Origin of the sequence: Streptococcus infantis, from assembly GCF_047463175.1 — a bacterium.
In the GTDB taxonomy this organism is placed as follows: domain Bacteria; phylum Bacillota; class Bacilli; order Lactobacillales; family Streptococcaceae; genus Streptococcus; species Streptococcus infantis_AC.
This window is the reverse complement of record NZ_JASHEJ010000004.1, coordinates 38,510-56,935: the sequence shown is the minus strand read 5'-3', so window position 1 is coordinate 56,935 and position 18,426 is coordinate 38,510. Positions and strand designations below refer to the sequence as shown.

General features: G+C 41.1%; 19 protein-coding genes and 1 pseudogene. 16 read left to right on the top strand and 4 right to left on the bottom strand.

Annotated elements, in window-relative coordinates:
• The first annotated feature begins 29 nt into the window (after positions 1-29).
• From QM859_RS08320 to QM859_RS08310, 3 genes and pseudogenes are all read left to right on the top strand, one after another.
• The gene (locus QM859_RS08320) at positions 30-1,880 is read left to right on the top strand and encodes a polysaccharide biosynthesis protein (RefSeq protein WP_414262749.1); all 1,851 of its coding nucleotides are present in this window, start codon (positions 30-32) and stop codon (positions 1,878-1,880) included.
• Between the two features lie 158 nt (positions 1,881-2,038).
• Entirely contained in the window at positions 2,039-2,392 is a 354-nt protein-coding gene (locus QM859_RS08315) for a DUF805 domain-containing protein (protein ID WP_414262748.1), read from the top strand.
• Positions 2,393-2,549: 157 nt separating this feature from the next.
• Positions 2,550-3,015: pseudogene (locus QM859_RS08310) on the top strand (DUF805 domain-containing protein).
• A gap of 105 nt (positions 3,016-3,120) precedes the next feature.
• Here the strand turns inward: QM859_RS08310 and QM859_RS08305 are convergent.
• From QM859_RS08305 to sdaAB, 3 genes are read right to left on the bottom strand one after another with little or no spacing between them, the layout of a single operon-like run.
• Positions 3,121-3,753, bottom strand: a complete 633-nt coding sequence (locus QM859_RS08305) for an HAD hydrolase-like protein (protein ID WP_414262747.1) — start codon at positions 3,751-3,753, stop codon at positions 3,121-3,123.
• Between the two features lie 23 nt (positions 3,754-3,776).
• Entirely contained in the window at positions 3,777-4,649 is an 873-nt protein-coding gene (gene sdaAA / locus QM859_RS08300) for an L-serine ammonia-lyase, iron-sulfur-dependent, subunit alpha (RefSeq protein WP_414262746.1), read from the bottom strand.
• Positions 4,650-4,657: 8 nt separating this feature from the next.
• Positions 4,658-5,329 (bottom strand): L-serine ammonia-lyase, iron-sulfur-dependent subunit beta, encoded by a 672-nt coding sequence (sdaAB, locus tag QM859_RS08295; RefSeq protein WP_004251057.1) that lies wholly within the window; start codon positions 5,327-5,329, stop codon positions 4,658-4,660.
• 240 nt (positions 5,330-5,569) lie between these two features.
• On the opposite strand from sdaAB, the gene apf reads away from it, so the two are divergent.
• Entirely contained in the window at positions 5,570-6,193 is a 624-nt protein-coding gene (apf, locus tag QM859_RS08290; protein WP_414262745.1) for an aggregation-promoting factor, read from the top strand.
• A 160-nt stretch (positions 6,194-6,353) separates the two neighbouring features.
• On the opposite strand, the gene QM859_RS08285 is transcribed toward apf, so the two are convergent.
• Positions 6,354-7,124, bottom strand: a complete 771-nt coding sequence (locus tag QM859_RS08285; RefSeq protein WP_414262744.1) for a hypothetical protein — start codon at positions 7,122-7,124, stop codon at positions 6,354-6,356.
• 304 nt (positions 7,125-7,428) lie between these two features.
• On the opposite strand from QM859_RS08285, the gene mnmA reads away from it, so the two are divergent.
• The 12 genes from mnmA (at position 7,429) to rplC (ending at position 18,420) form a co-directional block, all read left to right on the top strand.
• A complete protein-coding gene (gene mnmA / locus QM859_RS08280) occupies positions 7,429-8,550 on the top strand; it encodes a tRNA 2-thiouridine(34) synthase MnmA (protein ID WP_414262743.1) in 1,122 nt (373 codons plus the stop codon).
• 140 nt (positions 8,551-8,690) lie between these two features.
• Positions 8,691-9,146: an NUDIX hydrolase gene (locus tag QM859_RS08275; protein WP_414262742.1), complete on the top strand. Its 456-nt coding sequence runs from the start codon at positions 8,691-8,693 to the stop codon at positions 9,144-9,146.
• Between the two features lie 8 nt (positions 9,147-9,154).
• Positions 9,155-11,071 carry a tRNA uridine-5-carboxymethylaminomethyl(34) synthesis enzyme MnmG gene (gene mnmG / locus QM859_RS08270; protein WP_263394150.1) on the top strand — a complete coding sequence of 639 codons (1,917 nt, stop codon included), beginning with the start codon at positions 9,155-9,157 and terminating at the stop codon, positions 11,069-11,071.
• An 87-nt stretch (positions 11,072-11,158) separates the two neighbouring features.
• Positions 11,159-11,293, top strand: a complete 135-nt coding sequence (locus QM859_RS08265; protein ID WP_024054483.1) for a hypothetical protein — start codon at positions 11,159-11,161, stop codon at positions 11,291-11,293.
• Positions 11,294-11,337: 44 nt separating this feature from the next.
• The gene (locus QM859_RS08260) at positions 11,338-12,891 is read left to right on the top strand and encodes a damage-inducible protein CinA (protein ID WP_414262741.1); all 1,554 of its coding nucleotides are present in this window, start codon (positions 11,338-11,340) and stop codon (positions 12,889-12,891) included.
• Positions 12,892-13,016: 125 nt separating this feature from the next.
• Entirely contained in the window at positions 13,017-15,224 is a 2,208-nt protein-coding gene (gene nrdD, locus QM859_RS08255) for an anaerobic ribonucleoside-triphosphate reductase (RefSeq protein WP_414262787.1), read from the top strand.
• Between the two features lie 11 nt (positions 15,225-15,235).
• Entirely contained in the window at positions 15,236-15,376 is a 141-nt protein-coding gene (locus QM859_RS08250) for a hypothetical protein (RefSeq protein ID WP_000521611.1), read from the top strand.
• A gap of 38 nt (positions 15,377-15,414) precedes the next feature.
• Positions 15,415-15,915, top strand: a complete 501-nt coding sequence (locus QM859_RS08245) for a GNAT family N-acetyltransferase (protein ID WP_414262740.1) — start codon at positions 15,415-15,417, stop codon at positions 15,913-15,915.
• Positions 15,916-15,920: 5 nt separating this feature from the next.
• Positions 15,921-16,517, top strand: a complete 597-nt coding sequence (gene nrdG / locus QM859_RS08240) for an anaerobic ribonucleoside-triphosphate reductase activating protein (protein ID WP_414262739.1) — start codon at positions 15,921-15,923, stop codon at positions 16,515-16,517.
• Positions 16,514-17,137: a uridine kinase family protein gene (locus tag QM859_RS08235; protein WP_414262738.1), complete on the top strand. Its 624-nt coding sequence runs from the start codon at positions 16,514-16,516 to the stop codon at positions 17,135-17,137. Before nrdG ends, QM859_RS08235 begins: the two co-directional genes overlap by 4 nt.
• Before the next feature lie 265 nt (positions 17,138-17,402).
• Complete coding sequence (gene rpsJ, locus QM859_RS08230; RefSeq protein WP_001284511.1) at positions 17,403-17,711, top strand: 30S ribosomal protein S10; 309 nt, start codon at positions 17,403-17,405, stop codon at positions 17,709-17,711.
• A gap of 82 nt (positions 17,712-17,793) precedes the next feature.
• Complete coding sequence (rplC, locus tag QM859_RS08225) at positions 17,794-18,420, top strand: 50S ribosomal protein L3 (protein ID WP_004251088.1); 627 nt, start codon at positions 17,794-17,796, stop codon at positions 18,418-18,420.
• The last annotated feature ends 6 nt before the right edge of the window (positions 18,421-18,426 follow it).

The following is an 18,426-nucleotide window of genomic DNA, read 5'->3' as shown; positions in this document are numbered from 1 at the left end:
GTGATTCTGTGTAGGAGGATACCATTCACATGAATAAAAAAATAACAGATTACGTAATTGATCTGGTTGAAGTATTAAATAAACAACAGAAACAAATATTTTGGGGATTTTTTGATATTGCCAGTATGGTCTTATCAATTATTGTTTCCTATATTCTATTTTATGGCTTGATTAATCCAGCCCCGGTAGACTATGTCATTTACACAGGTCTAACCTTCCTTTTCTACCAACTGATGATTGGATTCTGGGGGCTTAATGCTAGTATTAGTCGATATAGCAAAATAACAGATTTCATGAAGATTTTCTTCGGAGTAACTATCAGTAGTATCTTATCTTATGTGATCTGCTATGCTTTCTTGCCGCTCTTTTCTATCCGCTTTATCGTACTCTTTATCCTATTAACAACTTTCTTGATTCTACTTCCTCGTATCACTTGGCAGTTGATTTACTCAAGACGTAAAAAGGGAAATGGAGCTGGAGAACACCGTCGTACTTTCTTGATTGGTGCTGGTGATGGTGGCGCGCTCTTTATGAACAGCTACCAACATCCCACTAGTGACCTTGAACTAGTTGGGATTTTGGATAATGATGAAAAGAAAAAAGGACAAAAACTTGGGAAAATCCCAGTTTTGGGTTCTTATGATGATCTACCAGAATTGGCTAAACGTTACAGAGTTGAAAAAGTTATCGTTGCGATTCCGTCTCTAGATCCATCTGAATATGAACGAATCCTGCAGATGTGTAACCGTATCGGTGTAAAATGCTTTAAGATGCCGATGATTGAGTCAGTTGTGCAAGGTCTCCAGCCTCAAGCAGGTGGTTTCCAGAAAATTGATATCACGGACCTGTTGGGACGTAAGGAGATTCATCTCGATGAATCACGCCTGGGTTCTGAAATCACTGGCAAAACAATCTTGGTGACTGGTGCCGGAGGTTCAATTGGTTCAGAAATCTGCCGTCAAGTCAGTCGATTCAATCCTGAACGTGTCATTTTGCTCGGTCATGGAGAAAACTCTATTTATCTGATTTACCATGAATTAATTCGTAAATTCCAGGAAATTGATTTTGTTCCTGTCATTGCCGATATTCAAGATTACGATCGTTTGCTTCAAGTTTTTGAACAGTACGAACCAGCGATTGTTTACCATGCTGCAGCTCATAAACATGTTCCTATGATGGAGCGTAATCCAAAAGAAGCCTTTAAGAATAATATCCTTGGGACTTATAATGTTGCTAGAGCAGTTGACGCCGCACGAGTTCCAAAAATGGTCATGATTTCGACAGATAAGGCCGTTAATCCACCAAACGTAATGGGAGCAACTAAACGTGTGGCTGAGTTGATTGTCACTGGATTTAATCAACGTAGTCAATCTACTTATTGTGCGGTTCGCTTCGGTAACGTACTCGGTAGCCGTGGTAGTGTAATTCCTGTCTTTGAACGTCAGATCGCTGAAGGTGGGCCTGTAACGGTGACAGACTTCCGAATGACTCGTTACTTTATGACCATTCCAGAAGCTAGTCGTTTGGTGATTCATGCAGGAGCTTATGCCAAGGATGGGGAAGTCTTTATCCTTGATATGGGTAAACCTGTACGCATTTACGATTTGGCTAAGAAAATGGTTCTACTCAGTGGTCATACTGAAAATGAAATTCCAATCGTAGAAGTAGGTATTCGCCCAGGTGAAAAACTATATGAAGAGTTGCTTGTATCAACTGAATTAGTGGACAATCAAGTAATGGACAAGATTTTTGTTGGTAAAGTAAATGTGATGCCTCTTGAGATGATCAATCAGAAGATTGAAGAGTTCCGTACCTTGCAAGGTGCTGAATTGAAGAGAGCTATTATCAGCTTTGCTAACGAAACAACTCATGATGATTAAAAATAGATGAGATATTATCTGCGACTTCTGTTTATGAGAAAGAGTAGATAGTATCTTTTTTTCTAGATTTCGAGAGACTTTCAGCGTTTTTTGAACAAACTTGTTATTATTGAACAGATATGGTAAACTATAGTAAATAAAAAATTAGGGAGTAACTTATGATTAACGCTTATAAGAATTTTTTTAAAGGATATGTAGATTTTGCAGGTCGTTCAACACGTTCTGACTATTGGTGGGTTTGCCTTGGGAATTTTATTCTTTATATTCCTCTCTACTCAGCATACTTTAATGTTATATTTAGCGAAGGAAGCGAGGGTGCTTTTCTTGCCTTGGGTGGCCTTGCTATTATTTACATGATTTTTGGACTAGCACTTCTCTTACCTGGACTAGCACTGACAGTTCGTCGTCTTCGTGATGCTGGTTTCCACTGGGCACTCATTTTCGTTGCATTTGTTCCATTTGTTGGAAGTATCGCTCTTTTGGTACTTCTAGCTATGCCGACAAAGGATTAATTATAAGTTCAACTATCTGAAGAATGCTACAAGGACGAAGAAGTTTCAGTCTTGTCGAATAATTTGCTAACACTCCCAGGTCTTTTACTAGATTTGGGAGTGTTCTATAACTGTACAGTTTAGTATCTACTGATAAAATAAAAGTTGGGAGTATCATATGATTAACGCGTATAAGAATTTCTTTTAAGAATTATGCAGAGTTCACTGGGCGTTCGACGCGTCCAGATTACTGGTGGGTTTGGTTAGGAAACCTCATCCTTTCTATTCCTTTCTGGATTATCTATTTCTACACTGTATTTCTTAGTACCGTGATGGATTCAGTGAGCGATTCAGCCGGCGAAGCTATTTTTATGGTTTTGGGTTTAGTTGCCATTATTTATGCAGTTTTCTATCTAGCAATCTTGGTACCGACTTTAGCTTTATCAGTTCGCCGTTTGCGTGATGCTGGATTCCACTGGGCCTTTATCTTCCTTCGCTTTGCTCCAATGGGAGGGATAGCTCTTTTGATTCTTTTCGCTATGCCGACAAAAGAAACTGAAGGGGTAAACTATAGTGAATCTCAAGCAGTCAAAAATGAAGAAGCCATCGAAGATACACCGTTCGAAGAATCAGATAAGAACTAAGAGATTCTTGTTTTACGGTTGAATCTGTTTTGGACTTCTTGTATTTTATTATCAACAAGTTAAAAAAGCACTCCAATTTAATTGGAGTGCTTTTGTTTAAATCTTCTATTGTAGTTGATGTAAAATGTCTGCTGGTTGATGTGCAACCCAGTCAGGTTGATAGGTCATGAGGTCCTTCTCGTCACCAAATCCCCAAGTAACCGCTAGTTTTTTAATGCCAGTTTCTTGGGCACCAATCATATCAAATTTTGTATCTCCGATAAGGACCACTTTTTCTGGGTCCAATTTATGAGTTGCCAAAGCTTGACGAATGACATCTGCCTTATGCACTGCTTGAGGACTTGAACCATAGATGCCGTCAAAGAAATGATCGATTTCAAAATTAGCTGTCATATGGACTGCTGTCGGAGTATTTTTTGTTGTCGTGATATAGAGAGGATATTGTTGAGATAGTTCAGTGAGTAGTTCCTTGATTTGTGGAAAGAGCTGAGCTTCGTAGACTCCTTTTTCCTTATAGTAGGAACGATAAAGCTGGATAGCTGACTCAATCTGCTCAGTTGGTAAGCAACTAGCGAAACTAGTTTCCAATGGAGGTCCCATAAAACCACGTATCGTTTTTGCGTCTGGACTAGGGACTCCCAGTTGTTCAAAAGTATAGGTGAAGCCATTGTGAATACCGATAGAGCTGTCCACAAGGGTTCCATCTAAGTCGAAAAAGATGGCTGATAGGGATGACATTGATTCTCCTAGTAATCTTGAAATTATTCGCCGAAGATTTCTTTTTGAAGGCGACGGCCTGTCGGTGTGGCTGCGAGACCACCTTCGGCAGTTTCACGAAAGGCAGTTGGGAGGCTAGAGCCTACTTGGTACATGGCATCAATGACTTCGTCAACTGGGATTTTTGATTCGATACCGGCTAAAGCCATATCGGCTGCGATGAAGGCGAAACTTGCTCCCATAGCATTACGCTTAACACATGGAACCTCAACCAAACCTGCAACGGGGTCACAGATAAGACCGAGCATGTTTTTGATAACGAAGGCGATAGCCTGACTCGCTTGATAAGGAGTTCCACCTGCAGCTAGAGTTAGGGCAGCAGCGCTCATGGCAGAGGCAGATCCAACTTCGGCTTGACAGCCTCCTTCAGCTCCCGAGATAGAAGCGTTATTAGCAATGATGAGCCCAAAAGCACCAGCAGCAAAGAGAAAATCTAGTTGTTGTTCATGCGTTAAATCTAACTTTTGAATAGCAGATGTGAGAACTGCGGGAAGACATCCTGCGCTACCTGCGGTTGGTGTCGCACACACAAGGCCCATCTTGGCATTGTGCTCATTAACGGCAATGGCGTTACGGGCGGCAGACAAGACAGTGAAGTCTGATAAGGTCTTTCCTTTTTTGATGTAATGATCGAGCTTGGCAGCGTCACCACCTGTCAAACCGCTACGAGATTTATTCTCATTGAGTCCAAGTTCAACGGAAGCTTTCATGACTTCAAGGTTACGCTCCATGAGGAGGAGAACTTCTTCTCGCTCACGACCAGTTAGCTCAAACTCAGTCCTAATCATGAGCTCAGCAACATTTCCTTGGAAGTCAAGTTCGGCTTGTTCGATTAATTCTTTGATAGAGTAAAACATATTTTCTCCTATTGAAAGAAATTGACATTGTGTAAATGAGGAATTTTCCGAATTTCTTCGATAGATTCTTCACAGTTACGACTATCAACTTCAATAATCATGATTGCTTTCTCGCCAGCTTTTTCTCGAGTTACATTCATTTGGGCGATGTTGATGCCAAAGCGAGAAAGAGCTTCTGTCACATGAGCAATCATACCTGGAACATCCTGATGGACGATGATGATGGTAGGAGTGTTCATGTTGAGAGATACGGCAAAACCATTTAATTCTGTCACCTGGATATTTCCACCGCCGATTGAAATTCCTGTTACGCTGATAGTCTTACGATCGTTCTTAACAGTGATTTTCGTAGTATTTGGGTGGGGAGCATTACTGTCCTTTTGGATGGTCCACACGATTTTAATGCCACGCTTGTGGGCAATTTCTAAACTATTTGGAATTTCAGGATCATCCGTATCCATTCCCAAAATACCAGCTACAAGGGCAAGGTCTGTCCCGTGTCCACGATAGGTTTTTGCAAAAGAGTTAAAAAGCTGGAATTCAACCTCAGTTGGAGTATCATCAAAGATAGATGAAACGATTTTACCGATACGAACAGCTCCTGCAGTGTGACTACTAGATGGCCCAATCATTACTGGTCCAATGATATCAAAGACAGATTGAAAACGAAGTGATTGCATCTGTTTCCCCTTAAAAAGATTCTTACTTCTATTATAGCAAAGATTAGATGTAAGTGCTTAATTACTTTCTGAAATATATAAAAAGATTAAAAAGCTTTAATAACAAGGGTTTTGTAACAAAAAAGGGCTTTTTTAAGTAAATAAATCACAGTTTTGTAACATTTCTACACAAATTCGTTAACAAATAGTAACATTAGAAAGGTATCATGGTAGTATAAGAAAAAAGGAGAACTTTTTTAAATGAAATTAAACATTAAGACTAAACTTGCAGGATTTGCAGTTGTACTTGCTTTCCTTGCACCATCACTTACTTTTGCACAAGAAACAAAAACTTATACAGTTAAACCTGGAGATACTCTTTCAGAAATTGCTGAGACATACAACACAACAGTTGAAAAATTAGCTAAATTGAACAACATTAAAAATGTTGACCTCATCTATGTTGACCAAGTTTTAGTTATTGAAGGAGAAGCTCCAGTAGTAGCGGCGACTCCTGCAACGACAACTCCTGCACCATCTGCAAATACTGAAGCTCCGGTTTCAACACCAGCTCCAACGACTGCAGAAGAAACTCCAGCAGTAGAAGAAACTTCTGCCCCAGTAGCAGAAGAGAGCACAACACCAGCTGCGACTGTAAGCGGATCTGAAGCAGAAGCGAAAGAATGGATTGCTCAAAAAGAATCAGGCGGTAGCTACACAGCTACAAACGGACGTTACATCGGACGTTACCAATTGACAGATTCATACTTGAACGGTGACTACTCAGCTGAAAACCAAGAACGTGTAGCGGATGCTTATGTTGCAGGACGTTACGGTTCATGGACAGCTGCTAAGAACTTCTGGCTTAACAACGGTTGGTATTAAGAAATAAAAATAAGAGCCTTGAAAGGCTCTTTTTTGTACTATTATTTGATAAAAGATAATCTTTAAACATTAGTGATGACAAAAGTATTAAGTCTGGCGCTTTTACTGAATGGTTCCACCTGAATTAGCAAGATGAACTGTTTGTATCGCGAACTTCAACCTAATCACTATGGCTATTAGACTCTGCTTGAGAACCAGAAGAATCAGCGGCTTGATTTCCTGCACTGCTAGCGTTATCAGATGAATATTGCTCAGCAGCAGGTGTCTGGGAATTATTGATGGTTCCATATGATTCAGTATAGGTTGGAGTGTAGCTGCTATCATCCGAATAGTAGACTTCAGTCCTCTGAACGCTACTAGTTGTTTCTGTTTGGTTAGATTTTTGTTCTTCTTTTTTGGTCAAGTCTTCAACTTGTTTTTGGAATTTAGAGATTAGTTCTTGAATTGGTTTTATCTTTTCTTCAATGGAAGTTTGCTCGTTAGCAGAGTTGATATTTTTAATGATTTCTAGTATTTTTTGTAAAGAAGTGATACCTGTTTCAAGTGTTTGTTTATCTTGAAACTGGCTATCAGAGTCCTTTATATCTAATTTTAAAGCTTTTTCAGTATAATGCTTTGTGACTTTATCGGCAGTAGAAGTGAGAAAGTCTGTTAGTGTCTTTTTACCCGCATCAGTGGTTGGTTTCAATTCCTGAATCTTTTTCCAATCATCTATTATGCTTTCAGAATCGATGTTGAAGTCTTTAATAGCCTTTTTTACATATTCAACATCTTGTTGATTTTTTTGTTGTTTGATGAGAGCAACGTTCCCTCTCTCTGCTTGGATTTTTTCTTGATGGAGGACTAAGCCTGTCAAAAGTCCAATACCTGCAATAAGTGTAATAATAAAAATAGTATTTTTTGATTTTAGAATATCTTTGTAGTTGTTCACAATAGTTCTACGCACGTGGATAAAGGTATATGTAAGGAATCATGTGCGCATTCCTCCTTATTACAGTATATCATTTTTAGTTGATTTTAAAAATAAGTTTTTAAAGAGAATAGAAGTTTAGGTATGAATTACTTTTTTGTGTTCTTAATTTTATGTATTTACAGAAGAGATTGCTAGATTTGTCAGCCTCTTTCTTGTCTTCTCTATCTAAGCATGTTATAATGAAAACTGCTCAAACGACCTTCAATCGTGATAGCAAACACGACCTTCAATCGTGAATAAACGAATAGATGGGAGAACTACCATGAGTGATAACTCTAAAACACGTGTTGTCGTGGGGATGAGTGGTGGTGTTGATTCGTCGGTGACGGCTCTCTTGCTCAAGGAGCAGGGCTACGATGTGATCGGTATCTTCATGAAGAACTGGGATGACACAGATGAAAACGGCGTCTGTACAGCGACCGAAGATTACAAGGATGTGGCTGCGGTGGCAGACCAGATTGGCATTCCTTACTACTCTGTCAACTTTGAAAAAGAGTATTGGGACCGCGTTTTTGAATATTTCCTAGCGGAATACCGTGCAGGACGCACGCCAAATCCAGACGTTATGTGTAACAAGGAAATCAAGTTTAAGGCCTTTTTGGACTATGCCATGACCTTGGGGGCTGACTATGTGGCGACTGGTCACTATGCTCGAGTGGCGCGTGATGAGGATGGCATCGTTCACATGCTTCGTGGCGTGGACAATGGCAAAGATCAGACCTATTTCCTCAGCCAACTTTCGCAAGAACAACTTCAAAAAACCATGTTCCCGCTGGGACATTTGGAAAAACCTGAAGTCCGAAAAATAGCTGAAGAAGCTAGACTTGCGACTGCCAAGAAGAAAGACTCGACAGGAATTTGCTTTATCGGAGAAAAGAACTTTAAAGAATTTCTCAGCAACTATCTACCAGCTCAGCCTGGTCGCATGATGACTGTGGATGGTCGCGATATGGGCGAGCATGCCGGCCTTATGTACTATACGATTGGTCAGCGTGGCGGACTCGGTATCGGTGGACAACACGGCGGGGACAATGCTCCTTGGTTCGTTGTCGGCAAAGATTTGAGCCAGAACATTCTCTATGTAGGTCAAGGTTTCTACCATGATTCGCTTATGTCAACTAGCTTAGAAGCCAGTCAAGTCCGCTTTACTCGTGATATGCCAGAGGAATTTACGCTCGAATGCACGGCTAAATTCCGCTATCGTCAGCCTGACTCTAAAGTGACTGTACATGTCAAAGGGGATAAGGCAGAGGTCATCTTTGCGGAGCTACAGCGCGCCATTACACCAGGACAGGCAGTTGTCTTTTACGACGGTGAAGAGTGTCTCGGTGGCGGTTTGATTGACAATGCCTACCGCGATGGACAGGTTTGTCAGTACATATAGATTGACAAATTTTCTCAATTTGCTACAATAATAAAAGCAATAGAAATGATGGTCAAAGCTCATGGATGTTGCAGGCTTTTTTGTCCTGCACTTCTTACGAGTTTTGACTGTTTTTGTGTCGTTTAAGGGAAAGGGCAAAAATGACTCAACAAGACTTTCGGACAAAAGTGGGGAATACGGTTTTTGGCGTTCGGGCGACAGCTTTGATTCTTCAAAACCGCAAGCTACTAGTCACCAAAGATAAGGACAAGTATTACACCATTGGCGGCGCTATTCAAGTCAATGAGAGAACGGAAGATGCGGTAGTCCGCGAAGTGAGGGAAGAACTGGGTGTTAAAGCTCAGGCTGGTCAGCTAGCTTTTGTGGTTGAAAATCGTTTTGAACAGGACGGTGTTTCCTATCACAATATCGAGTTTCATTATTTGGTGGACTTGCTTGAGGATGCCCCATTGACCATGCAGGAAGATGAGAAAAGGCAGCCCTGTGAGTGGATTGATTTGGATAAACTCCAGAATATCCAACTAGTTCCAGCCTTTTTAAAAACAGCTCTACCAGCTTGGGAGGGCCAACTAAGACACATTCATTTTGAGGAATAGGAGAGAAAATGACTTATAATTTTACGGAAGAATACGATATTATTGTAATCGGTGCGGGACATGCGGGGGTCGAAGCTTCACTAGCAGCCAGCCGTATGGGTTGCAAGGTATTGCTTGCGACCATCAACATTGAAATGTTGGCTTTCATGCCATGTAATCCGTCTATTGGTGGTTCTGCTAAAGGGATTGTCGTGCGTGAGGTAGATGCCCTTGGTGGTGAAATGGCGAAAACCATTGACAAGAGCTACATCCAGATGAAGATGCTCAACACTGGGAAGGGACCAGCTGTCCGTGCCCTTCGTGCGCAGGCTGATAAGGAACTTTACTCTAAGGAAATGCGCAAGACAGTTGAAAATCAAGAGAATCTAACCCTTCGTCAAACCATGATTGATGAGATTTTGGTGGAAGATGGCAAGGTTGTCGGTGTTCGTACAGCAACCCATCAAGAGTATGCTGCCAAGGCTGTTATCGTGACCACAGGGACAGCCCTTCGTGGGGAAATCATCATCGGAGATCTCAAGTATTCATCAGGGCCAAACCACAGTCTGGCTTCTATTAACCTAGCTGATAATCTCAAGGAACTTGGGCTTGAAATCGGTCGTTTCAAGACAGGAACGCCTCCACGTGTCAAGGCCTCTTCTATCAACTATGATGTGACAGAGATTCAGCCAGGAGATGAAACACCAAATCACTTCTCTTACACTTCACGTGATGAAGATTATGTCAAAGACCAAGTGCCGTGCTGGTTGACCTATACCAATGGTACCAGCCATGAGATTATCCAGAATAACCTCCACCGTGCGCCTATGTTTACAGGTGTGGTTAAGGGAGTGGGGCCTCGCTACTGTCCGTCGATTGAGGATAAGATTGTGCGTTTTGCGGACAAGGAACGCCACCAACTCTTCCTTGAGCCAGAAGGACGAAACACAGAAGAAGTTTATGTCCAAGGACTTTCAACCAGTCTTCCTGAGGATGTCCAACGTGACTTGGTTCATTCTATCAAAGGTTTGGAAAATGCAGAGATGATGCGTACAGGTTATGCTATCGAGTACGACATGGTTTTGCCTCATCAGTTGCGTGCAACTCTGGAAACCAAGAAAATCTCAGGACTTTTCACTGCTGGTCAGACAAATGGAACGTCTGGATATGAAGAAGCTGCTGGTCAAGGGATTATCGCGGGTATCAACGCAGCGCTGAAAATCCAAGGTAAGCCTGAGTTAATTCTAAAACGAAGCGACGGTTATATCGGAGTGATGATTGATGACTTGGTAACTAAGGGGACCATTGAACCTTACCGTCTCTTGACCAGTCGTGCAGAATACCGCCTCATCCTCCGTCATGACAATGCCGATATGCGTTTGACCGAGATGGGGCGCGAGATTGGGCTTGTTGACGATGAACGTTGGGCTCGTTTTGAAATCAAGAAAAATCAATTTGAAAATGAGATGAAACGCCTAGACAGCATCAAACTCAAGCCAGTCAAGGAAACAAATGCTAAGGTTGAGGAGATGGGCTTCAAGCCATTGACAGATGCAGTGACAGCCAAGGAATTCCTTCGTCGCCCAGAAGTGTCTTACCAAGATGTGGTAGCCTTCATCGGTCCCGCTGCTGAAGAGTTAGATGACAAGATTATCGAATTGATTGAAACAGAAATCAAGTACGAAGGCTACATTTCAAAAGCCATGGATCAGGTTGCCAAGATGAAACGCATGGAAGAAAAACGGATTCCAGCGAATATTGACTGGGATGATATTGACTCTATCGCGACAGAAGCTCGCCAGAAGTTTAAGCTCATCAATCCAGAAACCATCGGCCAAGCTAGCCGTATTTCAGGTGTAAACCCAGCAGATATTTCTATTCTTATGGTGTATTTAGAAGGTAAAAATCGAAGCATTTCTAAAAACTTAGAAAAGAAAGCTGACTAAAAATAAAAAACTGAATTCTCTTTTTAAGAATTCAGTTTTTTTAGTTTTTTCTTCATTTTTCGAATTAAGAGAAAAGGAGAAATGACTATGCTGACAGTAGAAGAAAAAAATTTTTTAGACCGCTATAAAAGAGTTTCATATCATCGTTTTTATGAGATTGAACGCTTTGTTACCTTGTCTGAAAAGTTGAGCGAACGTCCGCCAAAGGCTGACAAGAACTAGACTTTTTGATATACTAGAACATATTAAAATATAGGAGAGAGCGAATGAACGTATATGGCAGATTAGAAGACGAACCAACTCCAACTTGGATGGGAAGTCAGGATGCTCCAGTAGAAAATGAGGAGCAACTCGAGGTTGAAACTCGTCAGCCTGCCCGCTTACCATTTTTGAATATCCTCATTTTGAGTACTCTAGTGGTCCTTGTGTCCGTAATTTTACCCTTCTTCTTAGGGTTAATAAGTCCGGAGCAGTCTCAGGATTTTTATATTGGATGGGCTATGCATCAGAGCGGAGATGTCTACACAGATTATTTTGGAACTAGTGGTCTCCTCTATTACTTTTTACAGTATTTAACCAAGGGCAGTATTTTGTTTGCCGTCTTTAATTGGTTGGCCTTAGTAGGCGCGGGATTCTTTCTTTTCCGTTCGGCTTACAATCTGACGGAACAAAACAAGCAATCGCAACAAGTGTTGACGGTCTTTTATGTCCTGGCTAGTGCTCTTAGTTTTGGTGGGGGATATGCAACTATTCTAGCCCTCCCATTCTTGTTCTATGCCTTAAGTTTAGTAACATCTTATTTGGCAGAACCAAGCCTTGAAAAAGGATTTATCCGTATTGGAGCTAGCTTAGCTCTAGCATTTTTCTTTGCACCTTTGGTTACAACTTTGTACGCCTTTGTCTTGTTTTTTGCTGTAACAGCTTTTAATATTGGTCGCAAAAATTTGGCTCATGGTGTCTACCAATTTTTTGCAGCGGGCTTTGGTTTTTCAATTCTCTTTTATCCAATCGGATATTATACAGCTTATAAAGGCAGCTTTGGAAATGCGATTAGTCAAATCCTTTATCCATTAGATAGTTTAAACTTTACGTCTAACTCGGGATTACTCGACAATATCCTCTTTTATGGATTGTTAGCAATTGCTCTTGGAGCATTGACGCTAGCATTGACAGGTCTCTTCAAATATAAACCATTGAAGCAATCAGTCTTATCAATCACTGCTGCAATAGCTGTCATTTTGGTATTAGTTTTAGAAATTTTTTCTACGGATCTTATCAATGGCAGTCGTATGGTTGAGTTCCTTCCTTTCTTGTCGCTTCTTTTGCTGACACGAATTCCTACAGAGAAGCCAGAAGGAGCGAATCGCCGTAGAAGATCTAGAGAAGAAATATCGGTATGGGGAGCTTTTGTAAAAGGAAATGCCTATCTACCAATTTTGGCTCTCGTTTATCTATTTTCAGCCCCTCTAGTATCACGATATTTACTTCATGCGGAACAATATCAAGAGCGCACAAGCATTGAAGCTAAGGTCAAAGGGGAAACTCAAGCTACAGATCGTATCTATGTTTGGGATAATTTGACAAGTAGCTATAAAGCTAGCGAACGCTTGTCTGCTAGTCAGTTGCTTTCGCCTAGATTGCATACAGGACTCGATGCAAATCGTACTAAACTTGTAAATGATATACGAGATAATCAACCAAAGATGATTGTGGTGAATACAAAAACAAGTCTATGGACAGAAGTTGAGCAGCTCTTAGCTGAAAATTATCAAGCGGTTCAAAGTGAATTCAAAGATTTTAAACTCTATAAATTAAAATAAAAACTATCAATATCTTGTGCAATTTTAAAAAAAATTTATTTTTTGACACAAGATATTGATTTTTATTTTTTTAGTGATATAATACTTTTTAGAATCAATATTATATTTAAGAAAAGGGTATGGATATGATTGTATTGGAAGAGAAGGCTGTCCCTGGTCCGACTTTATTCGTCGAAAAACGTGACGGCAGACGTGTAATTTTTGATGTAGACAAGATTGACAAAGCGCTTCATAAGGCTGCTGAAAAAGTTATGGATGTAACCCCTTTGGTCGAAAAGCGACTTAGTACCCTAGTTGAACGTATCGTTGAAGAAATTCATAGCCGTTTCCCACAAGGTGTAAAAATCTATGAAATCCAAAATATCGTAGAACACGAATTGTTGGAAGCTAAAGAATACGCCTTGGCCGAGGAGTATATCACCTATCGAACTCAAAGGGATTTTGAGCGCTCAAAAGCGACAGATATCAACTTTAGTATTCATAAACTTCTCAATAAAGATCAGGCAGTTGTCAATGAAAATGCCAATAAGGATAGTGATGTTTTTAATACCCAGCGTGATTTGACGGCAGGGATTGTTGGGAAATCCATCGGACTTCAAATGCTTCCTAAACATGTGGCTAATGCCCATCAAAAAGGGGATATCCACTATCATGATTTGGACTACAGTCCCTATACCCCTATGACCAACTGCTGTTTGATTGATTTCAAGGGCATGTTGGAAAATGGTTTTAAGATTGGAAATGCTGAAGTAGAGAGTCCCAAGTCTATCCAAACAGCGACAGCACAGATTTCACAAATTATCGCCAACGTTGCATCAAGTCAGTATGGAGGCTGTTCAGCAGACCGTATTGATGAAGTTTTGGCTCCTTATGCAGAGAAAAATTACCAAAAGCACCTCAAGGATGCGGAGGAATGGGTTTTGCCTGACAAGCGCCGAGAATACGCATGGAAGAAAACCCAAAAAGACATCTACGATGCCATGCAATCTCTAGAGTACGAGATTAACACCCTCTTTACATCAAATGGGCAAACGCCATTTACCTCTCTTGGTTTCGGTCTAGGAACCAGTCGTTTTGAACGTGAAATTCAAAAGGCAATCCTGAACATTCGTATAAAGGGGCTTGGTTCAGAACACCGTACAGCCATCTTCCCTAAACTCATCTTTACTCTTAAAAAAGGTCTTAACTTAGAGGAAGGCTCACCTAACTACGACATCAAACAGTTGGCTCTTGAGTGTGCAACTAAGCGCATGTACCCGGATGTCTTGTCTTATGATAAGATTGTTGAGTTGACTGGTTCTTTCAAAGTTCCGATGGGCTGCCGTTCATTCCTTCAAGGATGGAAGGATGAAAATGGAGTAGAAGTCAATTCGGGCCGTATGAACCTAGGAGTTGTGACGGTCAATCTTCCTCGTATTGCCCTCGAATCAGAAGGCGACCTGAACAAGTTTTGGGAAATCTTCAATGAGCGTATGAATATCGCGGAAGATGCCTTGGTTTACCGTGTGGAAAGAACCAAGGAAGCCACTCCAGCTAATGCACCAATTCTTTATCAATATGGAGCCTTCGGACGTCGTCTTGGAAAAGAAGAAAGTGTTGATCAACTCTTTAAGAATCGTCGTGCAACTATTTCTCTGGGCTATATTGGCTTGTACGAAGTAGCGACCGTCTTCTATGGTAACAATTGGGAAAATAACCCAGAAGCCAAAGAGTTTACGCTAGACATCATTCGTGACATGAAACGTCGAGTGGAAGAGTGGTCTGACCAATATGGTTACCATTTCTCTATCTATTCAACGCCGTCTGAAAGTTTGACAGACCGCTTCTGTCGCTTGGATACGGAGAGATTCGGCTCTATTCCAGATATTACAGATAAAGAATACTACACAAATTCCTTCCATTATGATGTCCGCAAAAATCCAACACCTTTTGAAAAATTGGACTTTGAGAAAGTCTACCCAGAAGCGGGTGCATCTGGTGGCTTTATCCACTACTGCGAGTACCCAGTTCTCCAACAAAATCCAAAGGCCTTGGAAGCTGTGTGGGACTATGCTTACGACCGTGTAGGTTATCTCGGAACCAATACTCCGATCGACCGTTGCTATAAGTGTGATTTTGAAGGAGATTTTGAACCGACAGAGAGAGGATTTGCTTGTCCTAACTGTGGGAATAACGATCCTAAAACAGTAGATGTGGTTAAACGGACCTGTGGTTATTTAGGGAATCCTCAAGCACGTCCGATGGTTAATGGACGCCACAAGGAAATTGCTGCGCGTGTCAAACACATGAACGGTTCTACTATTAAAACGGCAGGACATGAAGTAAGAAATTAGAAAGAAATAGAATGGGGAAATATCAATTAGACGATAAAGGCAAGGCTTTGGTTCAACGATTCCATGAAAAACATTCAAAGGGAGGAGTCAATAAAAAAGACAGAGTAGCTAGCCTTAGAGAACAGTTTTTAAACAAAAATAAGAAAAAGTGAGAGCTACCTCTCGCTTTTCTTATAGCGGGGAGGGGAATATGGAACTACGCAGACCGGCATTGGCAGATAAAGAAACAATTTTAGATATGATGGCAGAGTTTGAAAAGAGTCAATCAGCCCACGATGGCGGATTTTGGGATGCTGAGAATTTTGTTTATGAAGAGTGGTTAGAAAGTAATCAGGATCAGGAAATGGGGATTAATCTGCCTGAAGGGTGGGTGCCTGCTATTCAATTAGTCGCTTTTGCAAAAGATGGACAAGCCGTAGGGTTCCTCAATCTGAGATTGCGTCTTAGTGACTATTTGCTGGAGGTAGGTGGTCATATTGGCTATTCCATCCGCCCGTCTGAAAGAGGTAAGGGCTACGCCAAAGAATCCCTCCGACAAGGTTTGCAAGTTGCTAAGGGAAAGAATATTAAACGAGCACTGCTGACTTGTAGCACAGAAAATCCTGCCAGCCGAGCTGTTATTTTAGCTAACGGTGGTGTTTATGAGGATGTTCGAAACGGAACGGAGCGCTATTGGATAGACTTGGAGTAGAAAGCATGACATGGAATACACCAAAACCAGGCGAGTGGAAAAGTGAAGAACTGAGTCAAGGTCGAATCATTGATTATAAGGCTTTTAACTTTGTCGATGGCGAAGGAGTGCGCAATTCCCTTTATGTGGCCGGCTGCATGTTTCACTGTGAGGGCTGTTACAACGTAGCGACCTGGTCCTTTAACGCAGGCATACCTTATACCCCAGAGTTGGAAGAGCAAATCATGGCAGACCTAGTCCAACCCTATGTTCAAGGCTTGACTTTATTAGGAGGAGAACCCTTCCTAAATACAGGAATCCTCTTGCCTCTCGTGAAACGTATACGGAAAGAATTGCCAGAAAAAGATATCTGGTCTTGGACGGGATACACATGGGAAGAGATGATGTTGGAAACACCTGATAAACTGGAGCTCTTGTCAATGATTGATATCTTGGTTGATGGACGGTATGATAAAAGCAAGCGTAATCTCATGCTTCAGTTCCGCGGCTCATCCAATCAACGAATTATCGATGTACAAAAATCTCTGCAAAGTGGAAAAGTAGTTATTTGGGACAAGCTTAAAGATGGGAAGAAAAGCTATGAACAGGTGAAGAGAGAATGAAGAAAAAAGGCTTAATAGAGCAACTGGTCTCAGAAATAGATTCGGGAAGAATTAGGACGCTAGGGATCTACGGTCATGGGGCTTCAGGTAAATCAACCTTTGCTCAGGAATTATATCAAACCCTAGATTCTACTACAGTAAATTTGCTAGAAACAGATCCCTATATCACCTCAGAACGTCACCTGGTAGTACCGAATCAAGCACCTGATCAAAAGGTGACAGCTTGTCTGCCAGTGGCGCATGAACTGGCAAGTTTGCAGAGAGATATTCTCGCCCTGCAGGCGGGTATGGATGTCTTGACAATCGAAGAACCTTGGAAAGCTAGTGAAATCTTGTCTGGATCAAAACCAATTCTGATAGTCGAGGGGATGTCTGTGGGTTTTCTACCAAAGGAACTCTTTGACAAAACTGTTTGTTTCTACACGAATGAAGAGAAAGAATTAAAGAGGCGTCTAGCTCGAGATACGACTGTGAGAAATGGCGATGCATCCTATATATTGGCTAGTCAGCAAATGAGACGAGAACAGTATCTGCAATACTATAAAGAAACCGAGTCAAAAGCGGATATCTTGATAAATCAATCAAATGATAAATTTCAGATCAAAACGAATATTATATAGAAGAAAAAATATAAATTTGCTCTTCATTTATGCTTTTTTGAGATAAGGAGCGATAAGAAAACAGTTTCATTCGAAAAATTAAAAAAATCCTGTCAAATCCCTTGCAATCGCAGGGGCTTTGTGTTATTCTATTATGGTGCTGTAAATTACAGCCTTAGCTTTGATGCAAGAGGTTGCGACACGCTCGGTTGCATTGCCACGCAACGCGCGTCGGTTTTCTTGTGGAGCTAGCCTATTATCTTAAATAGACGAAAAGGAGAAAAAGATGGCAAACAAAAAAATCCGTATCCGTTTGAAAGCTTACGAACACCGTACGCTTGACACAGCGGCTGCTAAAATCGTAGAATCAGCTACTCGCACAGGTGCAGAAGTTGCAGGTCCAATCCCACTTCCAACTGAACGTAGCCTCTACACAATTATTCGTGCGACTCACAAATATAAAGACTCTCGCGAACAATTCGAAATGCGTACACACAAACGTTTGATCGACATCATCAACCCAACTCAAAAAACAGTTGACGCTTTGATGAAATTGGATCTTCCAAGTGGTGTAAACGTAGAAATCAAACTTTAATTTAAAGCTTGATACCTTGAGCATAAAAAACGCTCGTTAAAAACTTTTTGAATAAAAAATATAGAAAAGGAACTATTTTCTCATGACAAAAGGAATCTTAGGGAAAAAAGTGGGAATGACTCAAATCTTCACTGAAGCTGGCGAATTGATCCCTGTAACAGTTATCGAAGCAACTCCAAACGTTGTTCTTCAAGTTAAAACTGTTGAAACAGATGGTTACAACGCTATCCAAGTTGGTTTCGATGACAAACGCGAAGTATTGAGCAACAAACCTGCTAAAGGACATGTAGCAAAAGCTAACACGGCTCCTAAGCGCTTCATTCGTGAATTCAAAAACGTTGAAGGCTTGGAAGTTGGTGCTGAAATCACAGTTGAAACTTTCGCAGCTGGAGACATTGTTGATGTAACTGGTACATCTAAAGGTAAAGGTTTCCAAGGTGTTATCAAACGCCACGGACAATCACGTGGACCTATGGCTCACGGTTCTCGTTACCACCGTCGTCCAGGTTCTATGGGACCTGTTGCACCTAACCGCGTATTCAAAGGTAAAAACCTTGCAGGACGTATGGGTGGCGACCGTGTAACAATTCAAAACCTTGAAGTTGTACAAGTTGTTCCAGAAAAGAACGTTATCCTTATCAAAGGTAACGTACCAGGTGCTAAGAAATCTCTTATCACTATCAAGTCAGCAGTTAAAGCTGGTAAATAATAAGGA

What these genes read in the sequence shown, in the direction of transcription:
- apf (WP_414262745.1), top strand. Translation starts at nt 5,570, where the DNA reads ATGAAATTAAACATTAAGACTAAACTTGCAGGATTTGCAGTTGTACTT.
- QM859_RS08265 (WP_024054483.1), top strand. Translation starts at nt 11,159, where the DNA reads ATGCTGACAGTAGAAGAAAAAAATTTTTTAGACCGCTATAAAAGAGTT.
- QM859_RS08305 (WP_414262747.1), bottom strand. Translation starts at nt 3,753, where the DNA reads ATGTCATCCCTATCAGCCATCTTTTTCGACTTAGATGGAACCCTTGTG.
- QM859_RS08245 (WP_414262740.1), top strand. Translation starts at nt 15,415, where the DNA reads ATGGAACTACGCAGACCGGCATTGGCAGATAAAGAAACAATTTTAGAT.
- mnmA (WP_414262743.1), top strand. Translation starts at nt 7,429, where the DNA reads ATGAGTGATAACTCTAAAACACGTGTTGTCGTGGGGATGAGTGGTGGT.
- QM859_RS08260 (WP_414262741.1), top strand. Translation starts at nt 11,338, where the DNA reads ATGAACGTATATGGCAGATTAGAAGACGAACCAACTCCAACTTGGATG.
- QM859_RS08250 (WP_000521611.1), top strand. Translation starts at nt 15,236, where the DNA reads ATGGGGAAATATCAATTAGACGATAAAGGCAAGGCTTTGGTTCAACGA.
- rplC (WP_004251088.1), top strand. Translation starts at nt 17,794, where the DNA reads ATGACAAAAGGAATCTTAGGGAAAAAAGTGGGAATGACTCAAATCTTC.
- sdaAA (WP_414262746.1), bottom strand. Translation starts at nt 4,649, where the DNA reads ATGTTTTACTCTATCAAAGAATTAATCGAACAAGCCGAACTTGACTTC.
- QM859_RS08320 (WP_414262749.1), top strand. Translation starts at nt 30, where the DNA reads ATGAATAAAAAAATAACAGATTACGTAATTGATCTGGTTGAAGTATTA.
- QM859_RS08275 (WP_414262742.1), top strand. Translation starts at nt 8,691, where the DNA reads ATGACTCAACAAGACTTTCGGACAAAAGTGGGGAATACGGTTTTTGGC.
- nrdG (WP_414262739.1), top strand. Translation starts at nt 15,921, where the DNA reads ATGACATGGAATACACCAAAACCAGGCGAGTGGAAAAGTGAAGAACTG.
- QM859_RS08235 (WP_414262738.1), top strand. Translation starts at nt 16,514, where the DNA reads ATGAAGAAAAAAGGCTTAATAGAGCAACTGGTCTCAGAAATAGATTCG.
- QM859_RS08315 (WP_414262748.1), top strand. Translation starts at nt 2,039, where the DNA reads ATGATTAACGCTTATAAGAATTTTTTTAAAGGATATGTAGATTTTGCA.
- sdaAB (WP_004251057.1), bottom strand. Translation starts at nt 5,329, where the DNA reads ATGCAATCACTTCGTTTTCAATCTGTCTTTGATATCATTGGACCAGTA.
- mnmG (WP_263394150.1), top strand. Translation starts at nt 9,155, where the DNA reads ATGACTTATAATTTTACGGAAGAATACGATATTATTGTAATCGGTGCG.
- rpsJ (WP_001284511.1), top strand. Translation starts at nt 17,403, where the DNA reads ATGGCAAACAAAAAAATCCGTATCCGTTTGAAAGCTTACGAACACCGT.
- nrdD (WP_414262787.1), top strand. Translation starts at nt 13,017, where the DNA reads ATGATTGTATTGGAAGAGAAGGCTGTCCCTGGTCCGACTTTATTCGTC.